Consider the following 14,908-nt stretch of genomic DNA (forward strand, 5'->3'; position numbering starts at 1 on the left):
GTGCGGCCGCCGGTCAGGCCGCCGCGCCCGCCGACCCGGCCGCCGGATCGTCCAGGCTGTAGCCCAGGCCGCGAATGGTGGTGATCACGTCCTGGCCCAGCTTCTTGCGGATGCGCGTCACGAACACCTCGATCGTGTTCGAATCGCGATCGAAATCCTGGTCGTAGATATGTTCGATCAGCTCGGTGCGGCTGACCACCTTGCCCTTGTGGTGGAGCAGATAGGACAGCAGCTTATATTCCTGCGCGGTCAGCTTCACCGGCTCGCCCGCGCGCGTGACCTTGCCCGACCGGGTGTCGAGGCGGACGTCGCCGGCGGTCAGTTCGGACGAGGCGTTGCCGCTGGCCCGCCGGATCAGCGCACGCAGACGGGCGATCAGCTCCTCGGTCTGGAACGGCTTGGCGACATAGTCGTCGGCGCCCGCGTCGAGCCCGGCGACCTTGTCCGACCAGCTGTCCCGCGCGGTCAGGACGAGGACGGGCATGGTCTTGCCCTCCTTGCGCCAGCGGTCGAGCACGGTCAGCCCGTCAATCTCGGGCAGGCCCAGGTCGAGCACGATCGCGTCATAGCTTTCGGTCGAACCCAGGAAATGCCCCTCCTCGCCATCGGTGGCCAGGTCGATGGCATAACCCGCGCCCTCCAGCGTGGACTTCAGCTGCTGGCCGAGATTGGGCTCGTCCTCGACGATCAGAACGCGCATCGCAAAACTCCTGTTGTTCGATTGCAACCGGCGGGGGTCGCGCTCACCCGTCGGTCCGGCCGATGACGCGGCCGGTGCGACCGTCGACCTCCACCCAGATGACCGTGCCATTGCGCAGGAACTTCAGCGTGTAAATGGCCGCGCCCGCATCATAGTCGAAGCCGATATATTGCGAATCGCGCATGGTGGGCACCACCCGCGCCTCGATCTCGCGCAGCGACAGATTGCCTTCCCGGCGGGCCTGGGCCGCGCGCATCTGGTCGCCGCGACGTTGATCGGGGGGCGACCCGATCATCGGCGGCGGACCCATCGGTGCGGCGAGCAGAGCCAGAAGGACGGTCATCGACATGAAACTGGCATAGCGGGAAACCGTTGAACAGCCTCTGAATGGATCATGCAGCCGTGCGACAGCGCATGGAGCGCTTGCCGGGTTCCCCCTTCGCGCCTAACTGCCAATCCATCATGGCAGCACCCGTTCTTTCCTATGAAGACCTGGGCCTTGTGCAAGGCTCGGGCTGGCTCTTCCGGCATCTCGACATCCATATCGGTCCGCGCGACCGGCTGGCGCTGATCGGGCGTAACGGGGCGGGCAAATCGACGCTCCTCAAGCTGATCGCCGGGATCATCGATTCGGACGAGGGGCGGCGTATGATCGTGCCGGGCACCCATGTCGTTTATCTCGAGCAAGACCCCGACCTGACCGGCTGCGCCACGCTGATGGACTATGTCCTGTCGGGCGAGGGCGCGCCGGAAAGCTATGAGGCGGAGGCGATCGCCGGACAGCTGGGCATCGACCTGACCCGCGAGGCCGCGACCGCCAGCGGCGGCGAGAAGCGGCGCGCCGCGATCGTCCGCGCGCTGGCGATGAACCCCGACGTGCTGCTGCTCGACGAGCCGACCAACCATCTCGACCTGGCCGCGATCGAATGGCTGGAGGACTGGCTGAAGCGCTTCACCGGCGCGTTCGTCGTCATCAGCCATGACCGCACCTTCCTGACCCGGCTGACCAAGTCGACGCTGTGGCTGGATCGCGGGCAGATGCGGCGCAACGAGGTCGGCTTCGGCGGTTTCGACGCCTGGACCGAACAGGTCTATGCCGAGGAACAGCGCGCCGCCGAGAAGCTCGACGCCAAGCTGAAGATCGAGGAGCATTGGCTCCACCGGGGCGTCACCGCCCGACGCAAGCGCAACCAGGGCCGCCTGGAAAAGCTGCACCAGATGCGCGCCACCCGCGCCGCGATGATCGGGCCGCAGGGCGCCGCCAAGCTGGGCATCGCGTCGGACGATGTGAAGACCAAGGAGGTCATCAAGGCCGAGCATGTCACCAAGCGCTATGGCGACCGCACGATCATCAAGGACCTGAGCCTGAAGGTGACGCGCGGCGACCGGATCGGCCTGGTCGGCGCGAACGGCGCGGGCAAGACCACCCTGCTCAAGCTGCTGACCGGCGAGATCGAGCCCGACGAAGGCACGGTCTTCCTGGCCAAGACGCTGGACGGCGTCATCATCGACCAGCAACGCAAGCTGATGGCCCCGGAAAAGCGGGTGCGCGAGGTGCTGGCCGACGGCGGCGACTGGATCGACGTGCGCGGGGTCCGCAAGCATATCCATGGCTATCTCAAGGAGTTCCTGTTCGACCCCTCGCTGGCCGAGGCGAAGATCGGGACGCTGTCGGGCGGCGAACGCTCGCGCCTGTTGCTCGCCCGCGAATTTGCGCGCGAATCCAACCTGCTGGTCCTCGACGAGCCGACCAACGACCTCGACCTCGAGACGCTCGACCTGTTGCAGGAGGTGATCGGCGATTATGACGGCACCGTCCTGATCGTCAGCCACGACCGCGACTTCCTCGACCGCACCGTCACGGTGACGCTGGGGCTGGACGGATCGGGGACGGTCGATGTGGTGGCGGGCGGCTATGCCGACTGGGTCGCCAAGCGCAAGCCGGTCGCGGAGAAGAAGGCTCCGGCCAAGGCCGCCGCCCCGGCATCCCCAGCGCCGGTCCAGGCCAAGACCAAGCTCAGCTACAAGGACCAGCGCGATTACGAGCTGCTGCCCAAGCGGATCGAGGAGCTGGAAGCGGCCATCGCGCGCGACGAGGTGAAGCTGGCCGACCCCGATCTCTATGCCAAGGACCCCGCCCAGTTCGACCGGCTGATGAAGGCGATCGAAAAGGCGAGGGAGGAAAAGGACGCGGCCGAGATGCGCTGGCTGGAACTCGCCGAACAGGTCGAGGCGCTGGCGGGCTGACCCCGCGCCCCCGCGCGCATCCTACCGGGTGATGCGCGCGGTCGCCACGGCGCTCTGAAACAGGCCGTCCATGGCGGCGAAGATGTCCTGGTCGGTGGTGACCTTGGTATAAAGGCCGGGGGATGCGCATTTCTGCAGCGCCGGTTCGAGCTGGTACAGATAGGGCGCGACATTCTTCTGGGACCAGCTGTGGTTGTCCATCGCTTCGCGCAGATACTCGGTATAGAGAACCGCGATACGGATATTGCGGGCCTTGATCGCATCGCAAAGCGTCGTGTCGATCGCCACCTCGGGTCGGCCGTTGGTGCGGGCCTCGTCCCGCATGCCGTCGGTGACGATGAACATCACGCCCTGCGGAGCCTGGTTGTCGGTGCCGCTGCCCGGCGTTTCCATATTGTCGCGCATCCAGCTCAGGATGTCGCTATGCGCCGAGTCCCTGTCGCCAAAGCCGACCTCGTCCGGATCGCAGGCGCGGGTTGGGCAGCCGTTGGTATAGTATAACGGCACCTTCAGCGTCTTGGCCTTGCTGGCCACGATCGTCATGTCCGATGTCCGCTTCGTCAGAACGGTGATGCCGCCCTTGCCGCGAAAGGTCACCACCGCCGCCCGGTACGCCGCGCCGTTCTTGCTCGACGCGCTGCGGATATTGGTGCTCAGGCGCGACAGGGCGGTGCCCTCGTCATCGATGCGCAGGGTCAGGCCATAGGATGTCGCGACCCCGTACAGGTCCGTTATCCGGCCGTTCGCATCGCGCCCGGTCTGATCGGCCTGGGAGTGACAGGCGAATTTGCAGCCCTGGCTGTTGCTCTGCGCCACCTTGGCCAGCCCCGCCGATGTCGTCGGCAGGGCCATCGAGGCCGAGACGTCCAGCACCATGTAGAAGTCGATATCGGGCGCGACCGCGTTGGTGGTGGCCGACAGGCCCGATATGGGCAGGGTCTTGAGCCCCAATATCTGGGCGAATGCGTTCGAGGATGTGGCGGTGTATTTCACCGTGGCGTTGCGCCGTCCGTTGGCGTCGGTCGGCGCCTGCACGGTCAGCCCGGTGACCTGGATCGCCCCCTCCCCGCCGAGGCCCTTGGCCTGCGCCTGGAAGACCTGGGCCGCATAGGCCGCCGCATCGCTGTCGCTGACGCCCAGCTTGGCCTTGCTGACCGCCGACAGCGCCGCCGCATCGGCGATCGCGTTGAGCTTGGTCTGGGCCTTCATCGCGCGCGCATAGTCGACCCCCATGCCGATGGCGAAGGTCAGCACCGGCAGGGCCAGGGCGAACAGCATCATCACGTTGCCGCGACGATGGCGAAGCGCCGCGCGAAGCAGGCGGACGGACAGGATGCGACGGATCATTGGCAGTTCGAACAATCGATCTTGTCGGTATTGCGCGGCACCATGAACAGACGATCCTGGAAGGTCATCGGGCCGATGGTGCCGAACGATACCGGAGGGGAATAGGCGTAGCTGACCTCGGCGAGCAGGAAATAGGTGCCCGCACCGCGCATCGCGGCCGGAACCGCAAGGGTGGTGCCGACGGCATAGCCGGTGGTGTTCAGTCCCCGGCTCCACTGCACGGTCGTGTTGCCGCGGGCATCGGTCGCGATCTCGGTGATCCGGAAGCGCGCCTTGTCGGCGGCATAGGGTTGCAGCACCTGCGCGGCCGCGACCAGATTGTCCTGGATCTCGGCGGCCGACATGATGCCGGTCGTGTTCTGCGCGATCAGGTCGGCCGCCGCGCGGGTGGCGATCGTCACCTTGCGATTGCAGGCGATCCCGTCCTGGAGCTGGACGCCGCCCAGATAGAGCAACAGCATCACCGGCAGGATCAACGCGAATTCGACGAGGGCGACCCCGCGCGCGTCGCCTCGCATCGTCGCCAGGACATGCCGCCTCACGTATAGGGTTCCGACTTGGACACCGATGTCGCCATCAGGATCGACGAACCGGCATTGCCGCTCAGATCAGGCTGCGGCGTGATCCGCATCGGCCACACATAGACGAACCGCACGATCACGACCGCCCCCTGCTCGCCCAGGCTATAGGACAGCGGCGCGGACAATTTGCCATTGGCATCGAGACGCAGATCGAGCGGCGCGATGGCCAGCCCGCCGCCGGGCGCGCTCTTCACATCGACATAGAGACGCGAGCAGGACAGGAAGATGGGCAGTTGCGCACAGCCCGACTTGCGAAACCGCTCGGCGAGCTGTGCCTGGGTCATCCCCTGCGCCAGGGACTTGATGTCCGCCGACTGGGTCTGCCCGGTCACGATGCCGCGCGCCGCGACCTCGACCGCGGTTTCGAGCGATTCCTGCGCCAGATAGGCAAGGCTGGTCTGCAGGATCGCCAGCAGCAGCGCCAGGAACGGCGCCGCGACCAGCGCGAATTCGACGATCGCAGCCCCCCGCCGATCGCTCAGGATCGAGCGCCGGGCGCGTGCGCGACGAAGCGAGGGGGGACGAAGGATCATGGAAGGGCGGTCTCGTTTCCGCCCATATCGGTCACAAAGGGTTAAACATCCGCAAATGTGCCGCGATTTCGGGATGATACCGAAGGACGATCAACGCAGCGCCCGCGCATAGAGCGCCAGGGTCCATTGCATCGCCTGGAGGAACAATGCGGGGTCGTAGCGCGGCCCCTCGTCGCGAAGAAAGGCGTGCTGGCCGTTCACCTCATGCCATTCATAGCGGGCGCCGACCGCTTCCAGCCGGGCGCGGATCGCCTCGCGTCCGGCATAGGGGACATGCGGGTCCTGCCGTCCCCAGACGAACATCGCCTCGGCTTTCAGCTCGTCCATCCGCGCCAGGCTGTCGTCGCTGCGCCCCTCGCCCAGCGTGCCCGAATGGATGTCGGTGGCATAGAAGCACGCCGCCGCCGAGACGCGCGGGTCGAGCGCGGCGCGATAGGCCAGATGCCCACCCAGGCACACACCGAACGTGCCGAGCCGCCCGTTGCACGCCGGATGCGCCGCCAGCGCGGTCAGCGCCGCCGTCGCATCGGCATCATAGGCCGCGACCGGCTTGGTGAACTTCAGGTCGTTGCCGCGATCGGTGCCCGGCTTGTCATAGGCCAGCACCGTGCCGGCGGGCTCATATTCGTGATAGACCTCGGGGATGCCGACGACATAGCCCTGCCCCGCCAGCATCGTCGCCAGCCGCCGGATCGGTGCGGTCACCTGATAGATTTCGGAAAACAGCAGGATGGCGGGAAAGCGCCCCTCGATCGCCGGGCGGATCAGGTGGACCCGCATCGCGCCGCTGCCCGGCACCTCGACATCCTGAAACTCATCGCCGCGCACGATCATCGCCGGTCCCTTCCATTCTCCGCGTCGTCCTTGGCACCCGCGAGCGCCCCCGGCAATCCGGTGCGGGCGTTGCATGGGGTCGCCACGCCGCTATCGTCGGCGCATGCAACGGGACCGATGGAAGCGCGACGACCGGCGGCTGGTGCTGCTGACCCTGATCTGGGCGGCTGGGCTGGTCGCGTCGGGGTGGCGGCCGTTCGACCGGGCGACCTGGGCGATGGAGGTCGCGCCGGTGCTGATCCTGCTGCCGATCCTCTGGACGACGCGGCGGCGCTTTGCCTGGACCGGGCTGGCGCTGGCGCTGGTCGGGTTGCACGGGCTGATCCTGATGCTGGGCGGGGCCTATAGCTATGCGCGGGTGCCCGCCGGGGCCTGGGTGCAGGACTGGTTGCATCTGGCGCGCAATCCCTATGACCGGCTGGGCCATTTCGCGCAGGGCTTCGTGCCCGCCATCGTGTTTCGCGAGGCGTTGATCCGGCGGGGCGGGTTGCCGCGCGGCGGGCTGACGACCTTTCTCGTCCTCGCCTGCTGCCTGGCGGTCAGCGCCACCTATGAACTGATCGAATTCGCCGCCGCGTCGATGCTGGGCCAGGGGGCGGAGGCGTTTCTGGGCACGCAGGGCGATGTCTGGGACACGCAATGGGACATGCTGATGTGCCTGATCGGCGCGGCGACCGCGCTGCTGACCCTGTCGCGGCTGCACGACCGGCAGTTGATTCGATGGAAGCGCTGAAGGGGTGATGATCCGCGCCATTCGTGCAAGGGCCGATCGACATTCAGCGACGCCTTTCCGCCCCTCGCCCCTCGCAGAGGGGAGAGGGTTGCGCAGACTTGGCCTTTGCCAAAGCAAAGGCTTAGTCGGAGCTGGGTGAGGGGTGCGCGCTCGCTCTGCGAGCGCGCGAGCCTTTGGGCTCGCTCAACCCCTCACCCAAGCTGCGCTAGCCAGCAGGCTGGCAAGCTTCGCTAACCCTCTCCCCTGTCCAGGGGAGAGGGGAAGAAGAAGCAATGCTGAATATCGATCCGCCCTAGAAGACGCGATCGAACGGGAGTTTTTGAAATGATCCAGCGGCACCGCTGACGCGGCACAGGTCTTCCCGGACGGCACCTTCCTGGGCTGTCGCTATGCCATCGGCGCGATGAAGGCGAAGGGCAGCGGATCGATCATCAACATCTCGTCGCGCTCCGGGCTGGTCGGGATTCCGGCGGCGGCGGCCTATGCCTCGTCCAAGGCGGCGATCCGCAACCACAGCAAGACGGTCGCGCTCTATTGCGCGCAGCAGGGCTGGACGATCCGCTGCAATTCGATCCACCCGGCCGCGATCCTGACCCCGATCTGGGAACCGATGCTGGGCGACGGGCCCGACCGCGCGGCGCGCATGGCGGCGCTGGTCGCCGATACCCCGCTGAAACGCTTCGGCGAGCCGGACGAGGTGGCCGCGATCGCGGTGATGCTGGCCTCGGACGAGGCGACCTATGTCACCGGCGCGGAGTTCAACATCGATGGCGGGCTGCTCGCGGGATCGGCGGCGAGCCCGGGCTAAGCCTATGGCGTCGGGCGGTTTCGGCCGATAGGCTGACCCCATGAACCGCAACCTCACCGAAGACCGCCCGACCTTCGTCACCCATCTGGAATGCTCGCTGACCGGCGAACGCTATGAGGCGGACCGGCTCCACGGCCTGTCGCGCGCAGGCCGTCCGCTGCTGGTGCGGTACGATCTGGAGGCGATGGGCCGCGCGGTGTCGCGCGATGCGATCGCCGCACGCGACACCGATCTGTGGCGCTGGCGCGAGCTGCTGCCCGTCCGGCGCACGGAGAGCATCGTGTCGCTCGGCGAGATCGAGACGCCGCTGATCCCGATTCCCCGCTCGGGCGGCGGACAGGTGCTGGTCAAGGACGAGGGGCGGCTGCCGACCGGATCGTTCAAGGCGCGCGGGCTGGTCATGGCGGTGGCGATGGCGCGCGAACTGGGCGTGACCCGGATCGCGATGCCGACCAACGGCAATGCGGGCGCGGCGCTGGCCGCCTATGCCGCGCGGTGCGGGATCGAGACGGTGATCCTGTGCCCCGAGGAAACACCGGAAGTGAATGTCCGCGAGATCGCCGCGCAGGGCGCGCGCGTATGGCGGGTCAACGGCCAGATCGACGAATGCGGCGCGATCGTCGGGCGCGGCGCGGCGGAGGGGCGCTGGTTCGACTTCTCGACGCTGAAGGAGCCCTATCGGATCGAGGGCAAGAAGACGATGGGGCTGGAACTGGCCGCGCAGCTCGGCTGGGAACTGCCCGATGCGATCTTCTATCCGACCGGCGGCGGCACCGGCCTGATCGGCATGTGGAAGGCGTTCGACGAGATGGAGCGACTGGGCTGGATCGGGCCCAGGCGACCGCGCATGTATGCGGTCCAGGCCAGCGGCTGCGCGCCCATCGTCCGCGCCTATGAGGCGGGCGAGGAGCATGCCGAACGTTGGGAAGACGCCGCGACGGTGGCGGCGGGCATCCGGGTGCCCAAGGCGGTCGGCGACTTCCTGATCCTGCGCGCGGTGCGCGAGTCCGGCGGCGCGGCGCTGGCGGTCGGCGATCCCGCGATCCTGAAGGCGGTGGAGGACTGCGCGAAGCGGGACGGGTTGCTGCTCTGCCCCGAGGGTGGGGCGACACTGGCGGCGTACAAGCAGGCGGTGCGCGACAATCTGGTCGACGAGGATGAGCGGGTGGTGCTGTTCAACTGCGCCACCGGGCTGAAATACCCGATGTCGGAGGCGGGGCAGTGGCTGGACAAGAATGGGGCGATCGATCTGGCGGCGCTCTAGGCCCTTGGCCTTCGACTTCGCTCAGGCTGAACGGAGGTTGGGATCCCTTCCCCCACTCCGTTCACGCTGAGCGAAGTCGAAGCGCACGCCCCCCCTCACCCACGGACTTTCACCCGATCAGCAACCGCATCCCCAGCGCCGCCAGCAACGCCAACGGCATCGCCACCGCGCCGATCTTGAGGAAGGCGAGGAAGCCGACATCCTCCCCCTCGCGCCGGATCGCCTGAAGCCACAGGATCGTCGCCAGCGAGCCCGTCACCGACAGGTTGGGCCCCAGATCGACACCGATCAGCAGCGCGTCGGTGACGATCTGCGGCGGCTGCGCCTGGGCGATCGCGCTGCTCGCGATCAGCCCGGCGGGCAGGTTGTTCATCAGGTTGCTGCCGAACGCCAGCACCGTGCCCGACACCGCCGCCGCGTGCGTCGGATCGGCCAGCATGCCGCGCAGGCCGTTCGCGACCCAGGCGATCACCCCCGTCCGGTCGAGCGCCTCGACCAGCACGAACAGCCCGGCGACCAGCGGCAGCACGCCCCAGCTCACCGACCGCGCCAGCGTCAGCGGCGAGCGTCCCGCCAGCAGCGACACGATCACCGCCGTCGCGATCCCCGCAATCGCGGTCGGCAACCCCAGCGACTCGTCCAGTGCCGACATGGTGAGGAGAAGCAGCGCGGTCAGCACGATGCCCGCAATCGCCAGCTTGCCGCCATTGGTCAGCGGATCGCGCGCGACGTCGCGCTCGCAACCGCCCGCGATCCGCTGCCGCTCGATGGTGCGCAACACCAGGAAGGTCATGACGATCGACCCGATCGAGGGCAGCGCGAAGGCCGCCATCCACGCGCCCAGCGGCGGCATATGCCCGCCATAAAGGACCAGATTGGCGGGGTTGGAGATCGGCAGCACGAAGCTGGCGGCATTGGCGATCAGCGCGCAGGCGAACAGCAGCGGCAGCGGGTCGGCCTTCGCCTTCTTCGCCGCGACGAAGACGGCCGGGGTCAGCACGACGGCGGTCGCGTCATTGGACATGAAGGTCGTGACGACCACCCCGGTCGCATAGACCAGCGCGAAGAGCCGCGCGCGCGATCCCTTCGCCGCGTTGACCGCCGTGGCGGCGATCCAGTCGAACGCGCCATGTTCGCGCGCCGTCTCGCTGAGCAGCATCATGCCGATCAGGAACAGATAGACGTCGCCCCCCTTGGCCACCGCCTGCCCCGCTTGGCCGAGCGGCATCAGGCCGAGCAGGATCAGCAGCGCCGCCCCCGCCACCGCCCAGATCCATTCGGGCCAGCGCATCGGCCGCGCGATGACTCCGGCGGTCGACAGACCCGCAATCGCCCAGGTCGCACCCGTCGCCAGAGTCACCATCCGCATCCATTCTTGTTCGGCCCCAGCCGGGCCCCGTCGATCCCGGCGATAGGCCAGGGGCCGATCGCATGGCAATCCTCGCCCGGCGCGACGGGCTGGCGCCGCTTGGGGATCGCGTCCATGCCCCGCACCAGACAGTCGATGCGGTCGCGCGCTTCGCCGCACGCCACCTCGACCGCGTGCAGCCCGGCGTCGAGCATCACCGCGGCGTGCCACGATCCATCCTCCCCGCGCGTCATCACCGTCACCGCGCCGCCATCGGCCGCAACCATCGGCACCGCATCGGCATCGGCGCCGAACAGCCTGGCCGTGATCGTCACCGGGCCTGGCCGGGGAACCTGATGCGGGTCGGTCGGCCGGGTGATCAGGCGGACATCCCCGGGGGCCACGATCTGGACATGCGGCCAGGGCGCGTCCAGCCGCCGGAAGCGCCAGCTGACCACCCGGTCCCGGACATGGACGATGGTAAAGCCCGCCGCGCCGCCATCCTCCTCGATCTGCCCGGTCGAGCGGGTCGCGCCATAGATGACCCGGCCATCGTTCAGCAGCTCGTTATAATGGGTATGGCCGGTATCGACGAAGGCGACCTCGCCATCGATGAGCTGGCGGGCGATCGTCTCGCCATCGGCGGCCAGATCGCCGGGATAGGCGTGCATGAAGACCAGCGGCACCTGCCCCGCCGCCTTGGCCCGCGCGAGTTCCTCGGCCAGCCGGTTGCGGTCGTGCATGGTCAGCCGGAAATCCGGCCCGCCCGCGCCAGCCGATACGATGTCGAGGAACAGGCAGCGATGCCCGGCGATCACCTCCGTCTCGGGCCGGTTGGCCCTGGGGATGGCGGCGTCATAGGCGGTGAGGTCGCCCGGCTCGAAATCATGGTCGCCGGGGATGATCCGCCAGGGTCGCGACAGCGGCGCCAGCGCGTTCAGCATTCGGGCATATTGTTCGGGCGTGCCGTGATTGGCGTTGTCGCCGGGCAGGAAGACGAAGTCCGCCGCCTCGCCGATCCGCGCATTCACCTGCGCCACGATGGCGCGCAGCCGGTCCAGGCTTTCCCAACCGTCGTCCGCGTCCAGATGCAGGTCGCCGATATGGACCCAGCAGATACCGCCGCTCATGCCGTGGCCTCCTTTCCGGCGTCGCCCCCGCAGGCCGGGCGCAGCGTGCCCGCAAAGCCGATCCACAGCGCCAGGCTGGCGACCGCGAAGCCGCCCAATATGTAGAAGGCCGTGCTGTAACCGAGTTCCTGCGCCAGCCACCCGCCGATCGCGGGCGACAGGCTGGCCCCGACGCCCTGGATCGTCATCACCGCGCCCTGCCCGACATTGACCCGGCCGGTGCCGTTCAACAGGCAGGCCACGAGCCCCGGCACCGCGACGCTCTGAAGCCCCGCGCCGATCCCGTCGAGCGCCTGGACCGGCCAGACGCCCCAATGCTCGATGAAGGTCCCCGCCAGGAACCCCCGCAGCGGAAGCGCTGCAAAGGAGATCAGCAGGACCAGCCAGTAACCGCGCCCGGCGGCGACCTTCATCGCGACCAGGCTGGCGACGATCATCACCGCCTGTGCGACCATCACCGTCGTCGCGGTGAACATCGCCGCATCGCCCTTGCCCGCGCCGACCACCGCCATGCCATAGAGCGGCAGCATCGCGCCATTGCCCAGATGGAAGCACGCCAGCGCCGCCGCCAGGATCAGCATCGGCTTGTTGGACAGCAGCGCCTTGAAACCCTCGGCCTGCCCGCCGTCCTGATCCTCGCCCTTGTCATCCTCCAGCCCGCGCGCGGCCCGGTGGTCGATGGCGCGCTCGGGGATCGACAGGACCGAGATGACCGCCAGCACCCCGAAGGCGGCGGCCAGGAAGAAGATGGCGGGCATCCCGAACTTCCAGCCGAGAAAGCCCGACAGCCCCGCGCCGACCATATTCCCGGCATGGTTCCAGGCCTGGTTGCGGCCATTCTGCGCGTTGAAGCCCTTTTGCCGGACGACGCCCAGCGTCATGCCGGTCACCGCCGGACCGATCGCCGCGCCCGCGATCGCGGTCGCCACTTGGCTGATCCCGACGACCAGCCCGGTCTGCGACCAGAGGATCAGGAAGGACGCCAGCACCGTGCAGATGCCGGTGATGACCACCACCCAGCGTTTCTTGTCGGTATGGTCGATAAAGGCGCCCGCAGGCACGGTCATCACCATCCCCGCCACGCCGCCCAGCGTCATGACGGTGCCGATCGGCCCGGTCTGCCACCCACGCTGTTGCAGGAAGACGCCCAGAAAGGGACCGATCCCCGCCTGCATGTCGGCCATGAAGAAATTGAGCGCCTGTAACCAGCGCGTCGCGCGGCGGCGGTCGGCGTCCGGCGCATGGGCGCCGGAGGCGTCGGGTAGGGCAGCTGTCGCCATGGATCGTCTCCGCAAGATGCGGGGCCCCAACTCAGCAATGTTTTGAAATATCCGCAGTCAGGCTGATTTATGTTTGCCGGGGACCGCTTGCTGCGCCTCCGCCGAAATCAACCATCCTGAAGTCCTACACTTTTTCCGACGCCCCGGCCCATGACACGAAGAAATGGCCCGATCACGAAAAGGATCGGATCGACCGGGAACAAAATCCGTCGGCCATGAAAACTCTGGCTATGCTCGGGCGTGACATATCAGGGATTTCAGACTCGCGTCATCTTTGCTGCTTCGGTGTCCCGCTATGCTGCATCACCAAGGCAGCCGGCATGGGGATGATGGCGCGATGATCGGGACGATGGGGCGATATGCCGTGGTGGCAGGCTTGCTGGCGGGCAGCGCCACGCCCGCCATGGCGGCCACGGGGTGTCAGGTGGGGATGATGGCCGCGATCCCCGTCACCATGCAGGGGCTTCGCCCGGTGGTCGAGACGCAGATCAACGGCAGGCCCGCCCCCTTCCTGCTCGATAGCGGGGCCTTTTACAGCAACATCGCGCCACCCGTCGCGCGCGAGTTCGGGCTGTCGCTGAGCCCGCTTCCCGACGGGTATCGCGTGAACGGGGTCGGCGGCAGTTCGGAGGCGCGCGTCACCACCGTCCGCCGCTTCACGCTGGCCGGGTTCGACCTGGCCCATGTCGAGTTCATCGTCAGCGGCAGCGATGTCGGAGAGACCGGGCTGCTCGGCCAGAATGTGCTGGGGCTGGCCGATGTCGAATATGACCTGCCCGGCGGCATGGTGCGGCTGTTCAAGCCCAGCAACTGCGCCAAGGCCGCCATGGCCTATTGGACCAAAGGGCAGCCCTTCTTCGAAATGCCGATCGAGCCGCGCGACAGCCGCCAGCACCACACCGTCGGCACGGTCGAGTTGGACGGCGCGAAGCTGCGCGCCACCTTCGACACCGGCGCGGACGGCACCGTGCTGACCCTGCGCGCCGCCGCGCGGGCGGGGGTGCATCCCGGCGATCCGGGGGTGGAGCCCGCAGGCTGGTCGACCGGGATCGGGCATCATGTCGTCAAGGGCTGGGTCGCGCGGTTCAAGCTGCTGCGGATCGGCAATGAGGAACTGCACAATGTCCGGTTGCATATCGCCGATCTGGGCGGACTGGACACCGACATGCTGCTGGGCGCGGATTATTTCGTGTCGCACCGCCTCTATGTCTCAAATGCGCAGCACCGGCTATATTTCACCTATAATGGCGGACGGTTGTTCGACGCCGCCGCGCATGTCGATCCCGCCGCGTCGGGCGCGGTGCAGGTCGTCGCCGAGGCCGCCGCACCGACCGATGCCGAGGGCTATAGCCGTCGCGGCGCGATGCTGCAGACCCAGCACGACCTGCCCGGCGCGATCGACGCCTTCACCCATGCCATGACGCTCGCGCCCAAGGACCCGCGCTTTCCCCGCCAGCGCGCGCTCGCCTATCTGGAGCAGCGGCGGCCGGTGCTGGCGATCGACGACCTCAACACCACGCTGACGCTCGACCCCGCCGACACCCGCGCCCGTTTCCTGCGCGCCGAGCTTCGCCAGCGGGCGGGCAATCCGGCGGGCGCAGTCGCCGATCTCGACCAGATCAGCGCCGCCCTGCCCCGCGAGGACATGCAGCGCCTGCAGATCGCGCGGCTCTATGCCGATGCGGACGCGATGGCCCCGGCGATCGCGCAATATGGCCTGTGGCTGGACACGCATCGCGACGATGCCCGGCGCGGCGCGGCGCTCAATGGGCGATGCTGGGCCCGGATGCTCGCGAATGTCGAGCTGGACAAGGCGATGAGCGACTGCAACGCCGCCATCCATGCGGTGCCGGGCAATCCCAGCTATCTCGACAGCCGCGCCTTCGTCCGGCTGCGGCGCCACGAGGATCAGGCCGCGCTCGCCGATTTCGACGCCGCGCTCGCCATCGACCCGAAGCGCGCCTGGGCGCTTTATGGCCGCGCCATCGTCGAGCAGCGGCTGGGCAGGACAGCCGAGGCCGATCGCGACCGCGCCGCCGCCATCGCGCTCGACCGGCACATGCCCGACCGGATCAGGACGTTCGGCATCGCCTGACCGGGTGG

Annotated in this window: 13 protein-coding genes and 1 pseudogene; 5 read left to right on the forward strand and 9 right to left on the reverse strand. The window is 68.0% G+C overall.

Annotated features, from left to right (window positions below; genetic code table 11):
- Positions 1 to 13 precede the first annotated feature (13 nt).
- The gene (locus ACFX59_RS14365; RefSeq protein WP_307102529.1) at positions 14 to 700 is read right to left on the reverse strand and encodes a response regulator transcription factor; all 687 of its coding nucleotides are present in this window, start codon (positions 698 to 700) and stop codon (positions 14 to 16) included.
- 43 nt (positions 701 to 743) lie between these two features.
- Positions 744 to 1,049, reverse strand: coding sequence for a hypothetical protein (locus tag ACFX59_RS14370; RefSeq protein ID WP_307102527.1), 306 nt, complete (start codon positions 1,047 to 1,049; stop codon positions 744 to 746).
- 113 nt (positions 1,050 to 1,162) lie between these two features.
- On the opposite strand from ACFX59_RS14370, the gene ACFX59_RS14375 reads away from it, so the two are divergent.
- Positions 1,163 to 2,947 carry an ABC-F family ATP-binding cassette domain-containing protein gene (locus ACFX59_RS14375; protein ID WP_307102525.1) on the forward strand — a complete coding sequence of 595 codons (1,785 nt, stop codon included), beginning with the start codon at positions 1,163 to 1,165 and terminating at the stop codon, positions 2,945 to 2,947.
- Positions 2,948 to 2,968: 21 nt separating this feature from the next.
- Here ACFX59_RS14375 and ACFX59_RS14380 read toward each other — a convergent pair whose 3' ends face one another.
- The 4 genes from ACFX59_RS14380 to ACFX59_RS14395 form a co-directional block, all read right to left on the reverse strand.
- Complete coding sequence (locus ACFX59_RS14380; RefSeq protein WP_387433010.1) at positions 2,969 to 4,294, reverse strand: TadE/TadG family type IV pilus assembly protein; 1,326 nt, start codon at positions 4,292 to 4,294, stop codon at positions 2,969 to 2,971.
- Complete coding sequence (locus tag ACFX59_RS14385; protein ID WP_387433012.1) at positions 4,291 to 4,836, reverse strand: TadE/TadG family type IV pilus assembly protein; 546 nt, start codon at positions 4,834 to 4,836, stop codon at positions 4,291 to 4,293. Before ACFX59_RS14385 ends, ACFX59_RS14380 begins: the two co-directional genes overlap by 4 nt.
- Entirely contained in the window at positions 4,833 to 5,408 is a 576-nt protein-coding gene (locus tag ACFX59_RS14390) for a TadE/TadG family type IV pilus assembly protein (protein WP_387433015.1), read from the reverse strand. Before ACFX59_RS14390 ends, ACFX59_RS14385 begins: the two co-directional genes overlap by 4 nt.
- 90 nt (positions 5,409 to 5,498) lie before the next feature.
- A complete protein-coding gene (locus tag ACFX59_RS14395; RefSeq protein ID WP_387433018.1) occupies positions 5,499 to 6,242 on the reverse strand; it encodes a dienelactone hydrolase family protein in 744 nt (247 codons plus the stop codon).
- 103 nt (positions 6,243 to 6,345) lie between these two features.
- Between ACFX59_RS14395 and ACFX59_RS14400 the strand changes: the two genes are divergently transcribed.
- From ACFX59_RS14400 to ACFX59_RS14410, 3 genes and pseudogenes are all read left to right on the forward strand, one after another.
- Positions 6,346 to 6,975, forward strand: a complete 630-nt coding sequence (locus ACFX59_RS14400) for a DUF2238 domain-containing protein (protein WP_387433020.1) — start codon at positions 6,346 to 6,348, stop codon at positions 6,973 to 6,975.
- Positions 6,976 to 7,339: 364 nt separating this feature from the next.
- Positions 7,340 to 7,783: pseudogene (locus ACFX59_RS14405) on the forward strand (SDR family oxidoreductase); the annotation flags it as partial.
- A 40-nt stretch (positions 7,784 to 7,823) separates the two neighbouring features.
- On the forward strand, positions 7,824 to 9,047 hold the full coding sequence (locus ACFX59_RS14410; protein WP_387433022.1) for a threonine synthase: 1,224 nt from the start codon (positions 7,824 to 7,826) through the stop codon (positions 9,045 to 9,047).
- A 109-nt stretch (positions 9,048 to 9,156) separates the two neighbouring features.
- Here ACFX59_RS14410 and ACFX59_RS14415 read toward each other — a convergent pair whose 3' ends face one another.
- Genes ACFX59_RS14415 through ACFX59_RS14425 form a run of 3 tightly spaced genes read right to left on the reverse strand, consistent with a single transcriptional unit; the run spans position 9,157 to position 12,805 of the window.
- On the reverse strand, positions 9,157 to 10,407 hold the full coding sequence (locus ACFX59_RS14415; protein WP_387433081.1) for an arsenic transporter: 1,251 nt from the start codon (positions 10,405 to 10,407) through the stop codon (positions 9,157 to 9,159).
- Positions 10,404 to 11,525 (reverse strand): metallophosphoesterase, encoded by a 1,122-nt coding sequence (locus ACFX59_RS14420; protein WP_387433025.1) that lies wholly within the window; start codon positions 11,523 to 11,525, stop codon positions 10,404 to 10,406. Before ACFX59_RS14420 ends, ACFX59_RS14415 begins: the two co-directional genes overlap by 4 nt.
- Positions 11,522 to 12,805, reverse strand: coding sequence for an MFS transporter (locus tag ACFX59_RS14425; protein WP_387433027.1), 1,284 nt, complete (start codon positions 12,803 to 12,805; stop codon positions 11,522 to 11,524). Before ACFX59_RS14425 ends, ACFX59_RS14420 begins: the two co-directional genes overlap by 4 nt.
- 337 nt (positions 12,806 to 13,142) lie before the next feature.
- On the opposite strand from ACFX59_RS14425, the gene ACFX59_RS14430 reads away from it, so the two are divergent.
- A complete protein-coding gene (locus ACFX59_RS14430; protein ID WP_387433030.1) occupies positions 13,143 to 14,900 on the forward strand; it encodes an aspartyl protease family protein in 1,758 nt (585 codons plus the stop codon).
- Positions 14,901 to 14,908: the final 8 nt, after the last annotated feature.

The organism is Sphingomonas sp. NCPPB 2930 (assembly GCF_042867205.1).
Taxonomy (GTDB): Bacteria; Pseudomonadota; Alphaproteobacteria; order Sphingomonadales; family Sphingomonadaceae; genus Sphingomonas.

Coding starts and splice junctions, on each gene's coding strand:
- ACFX59_RS14370 (WP_307102527.1), bottom strand. CDS start 1,049: ATGTCGATGACCGTCCTTCTGGCTCTGCTCGCCGCACCGATGGGTCCG.
- ACFX59_RS14375 (WP_307102525.1), top strand. CDS start 1,163: ATGGCAGCACCCGTTCTTTCCTATGAAGACCTGGGCCTTGTGCAAGGC.
- ACFX59_RS14390 (WP_387433015.1), bottom strand. CDS start 5,408: ATGATCCTTCGTCCCCCCTCGCTTCGTCGCGCACGCGCCCGGCGCTCG.
- ACFX59_RS14400 (WP_387433020.1), top strand. CDS start 6,346: ATGCAACGGGACCGATGGAAGCGCGACGACCGGCGGCTGGTGCTGCTG.
- ACFX59_RS14380 (WP_387433010.1), bottom strand. CDS start 4,294: ATGATCCGTCGCATCCTGTCCGTCCGCCTGCTTCGCGCGGCGCTTCGC.
- ACFX59_RS14395 (WP_387433018.1), bottom strand. CDS start 6,242: ATGATCGTGCGCGGCGATGAGTTTCAGGATGTCGAGGTGCCGGGCAGC.
- ACFX59_RS14430 (WP_387433030.1), top strand. CDS start 13,143: ATGATCGGGACGATGGGGCGATATGCCGTGGTGGCAGGCTTGCTGGCG.
- ACFX59_RS14420 (WP_387433025.1), bottom strand. CDS start 11,525: ATGAGCGGCGGTATCTGCTGGGTCCATATCGGCGACCTGCATCTGGAC.
- ACFX59_RS14410 (WP_387433022.1), top strand. CDS start 7,824: ATGAACCGCAACCTCACCGAAGACCGCCCGACCTTCGTCACCCATCTG.
- ACFX59_RS14425 (WP_387433027.1), bottom strand. CDS start 12,805: ATGGCGACAGCTGCCCTACCCGACGCCTCCGGCGCCCATGCGCCGGAC.
- ACFX59_RS14365 (WP_307102529.1), bottom strand. CDS start 700: ATGCGCGTTCTGATCGTCGAGGACGAGCCCAATCTCGGCCAGCAGCTG.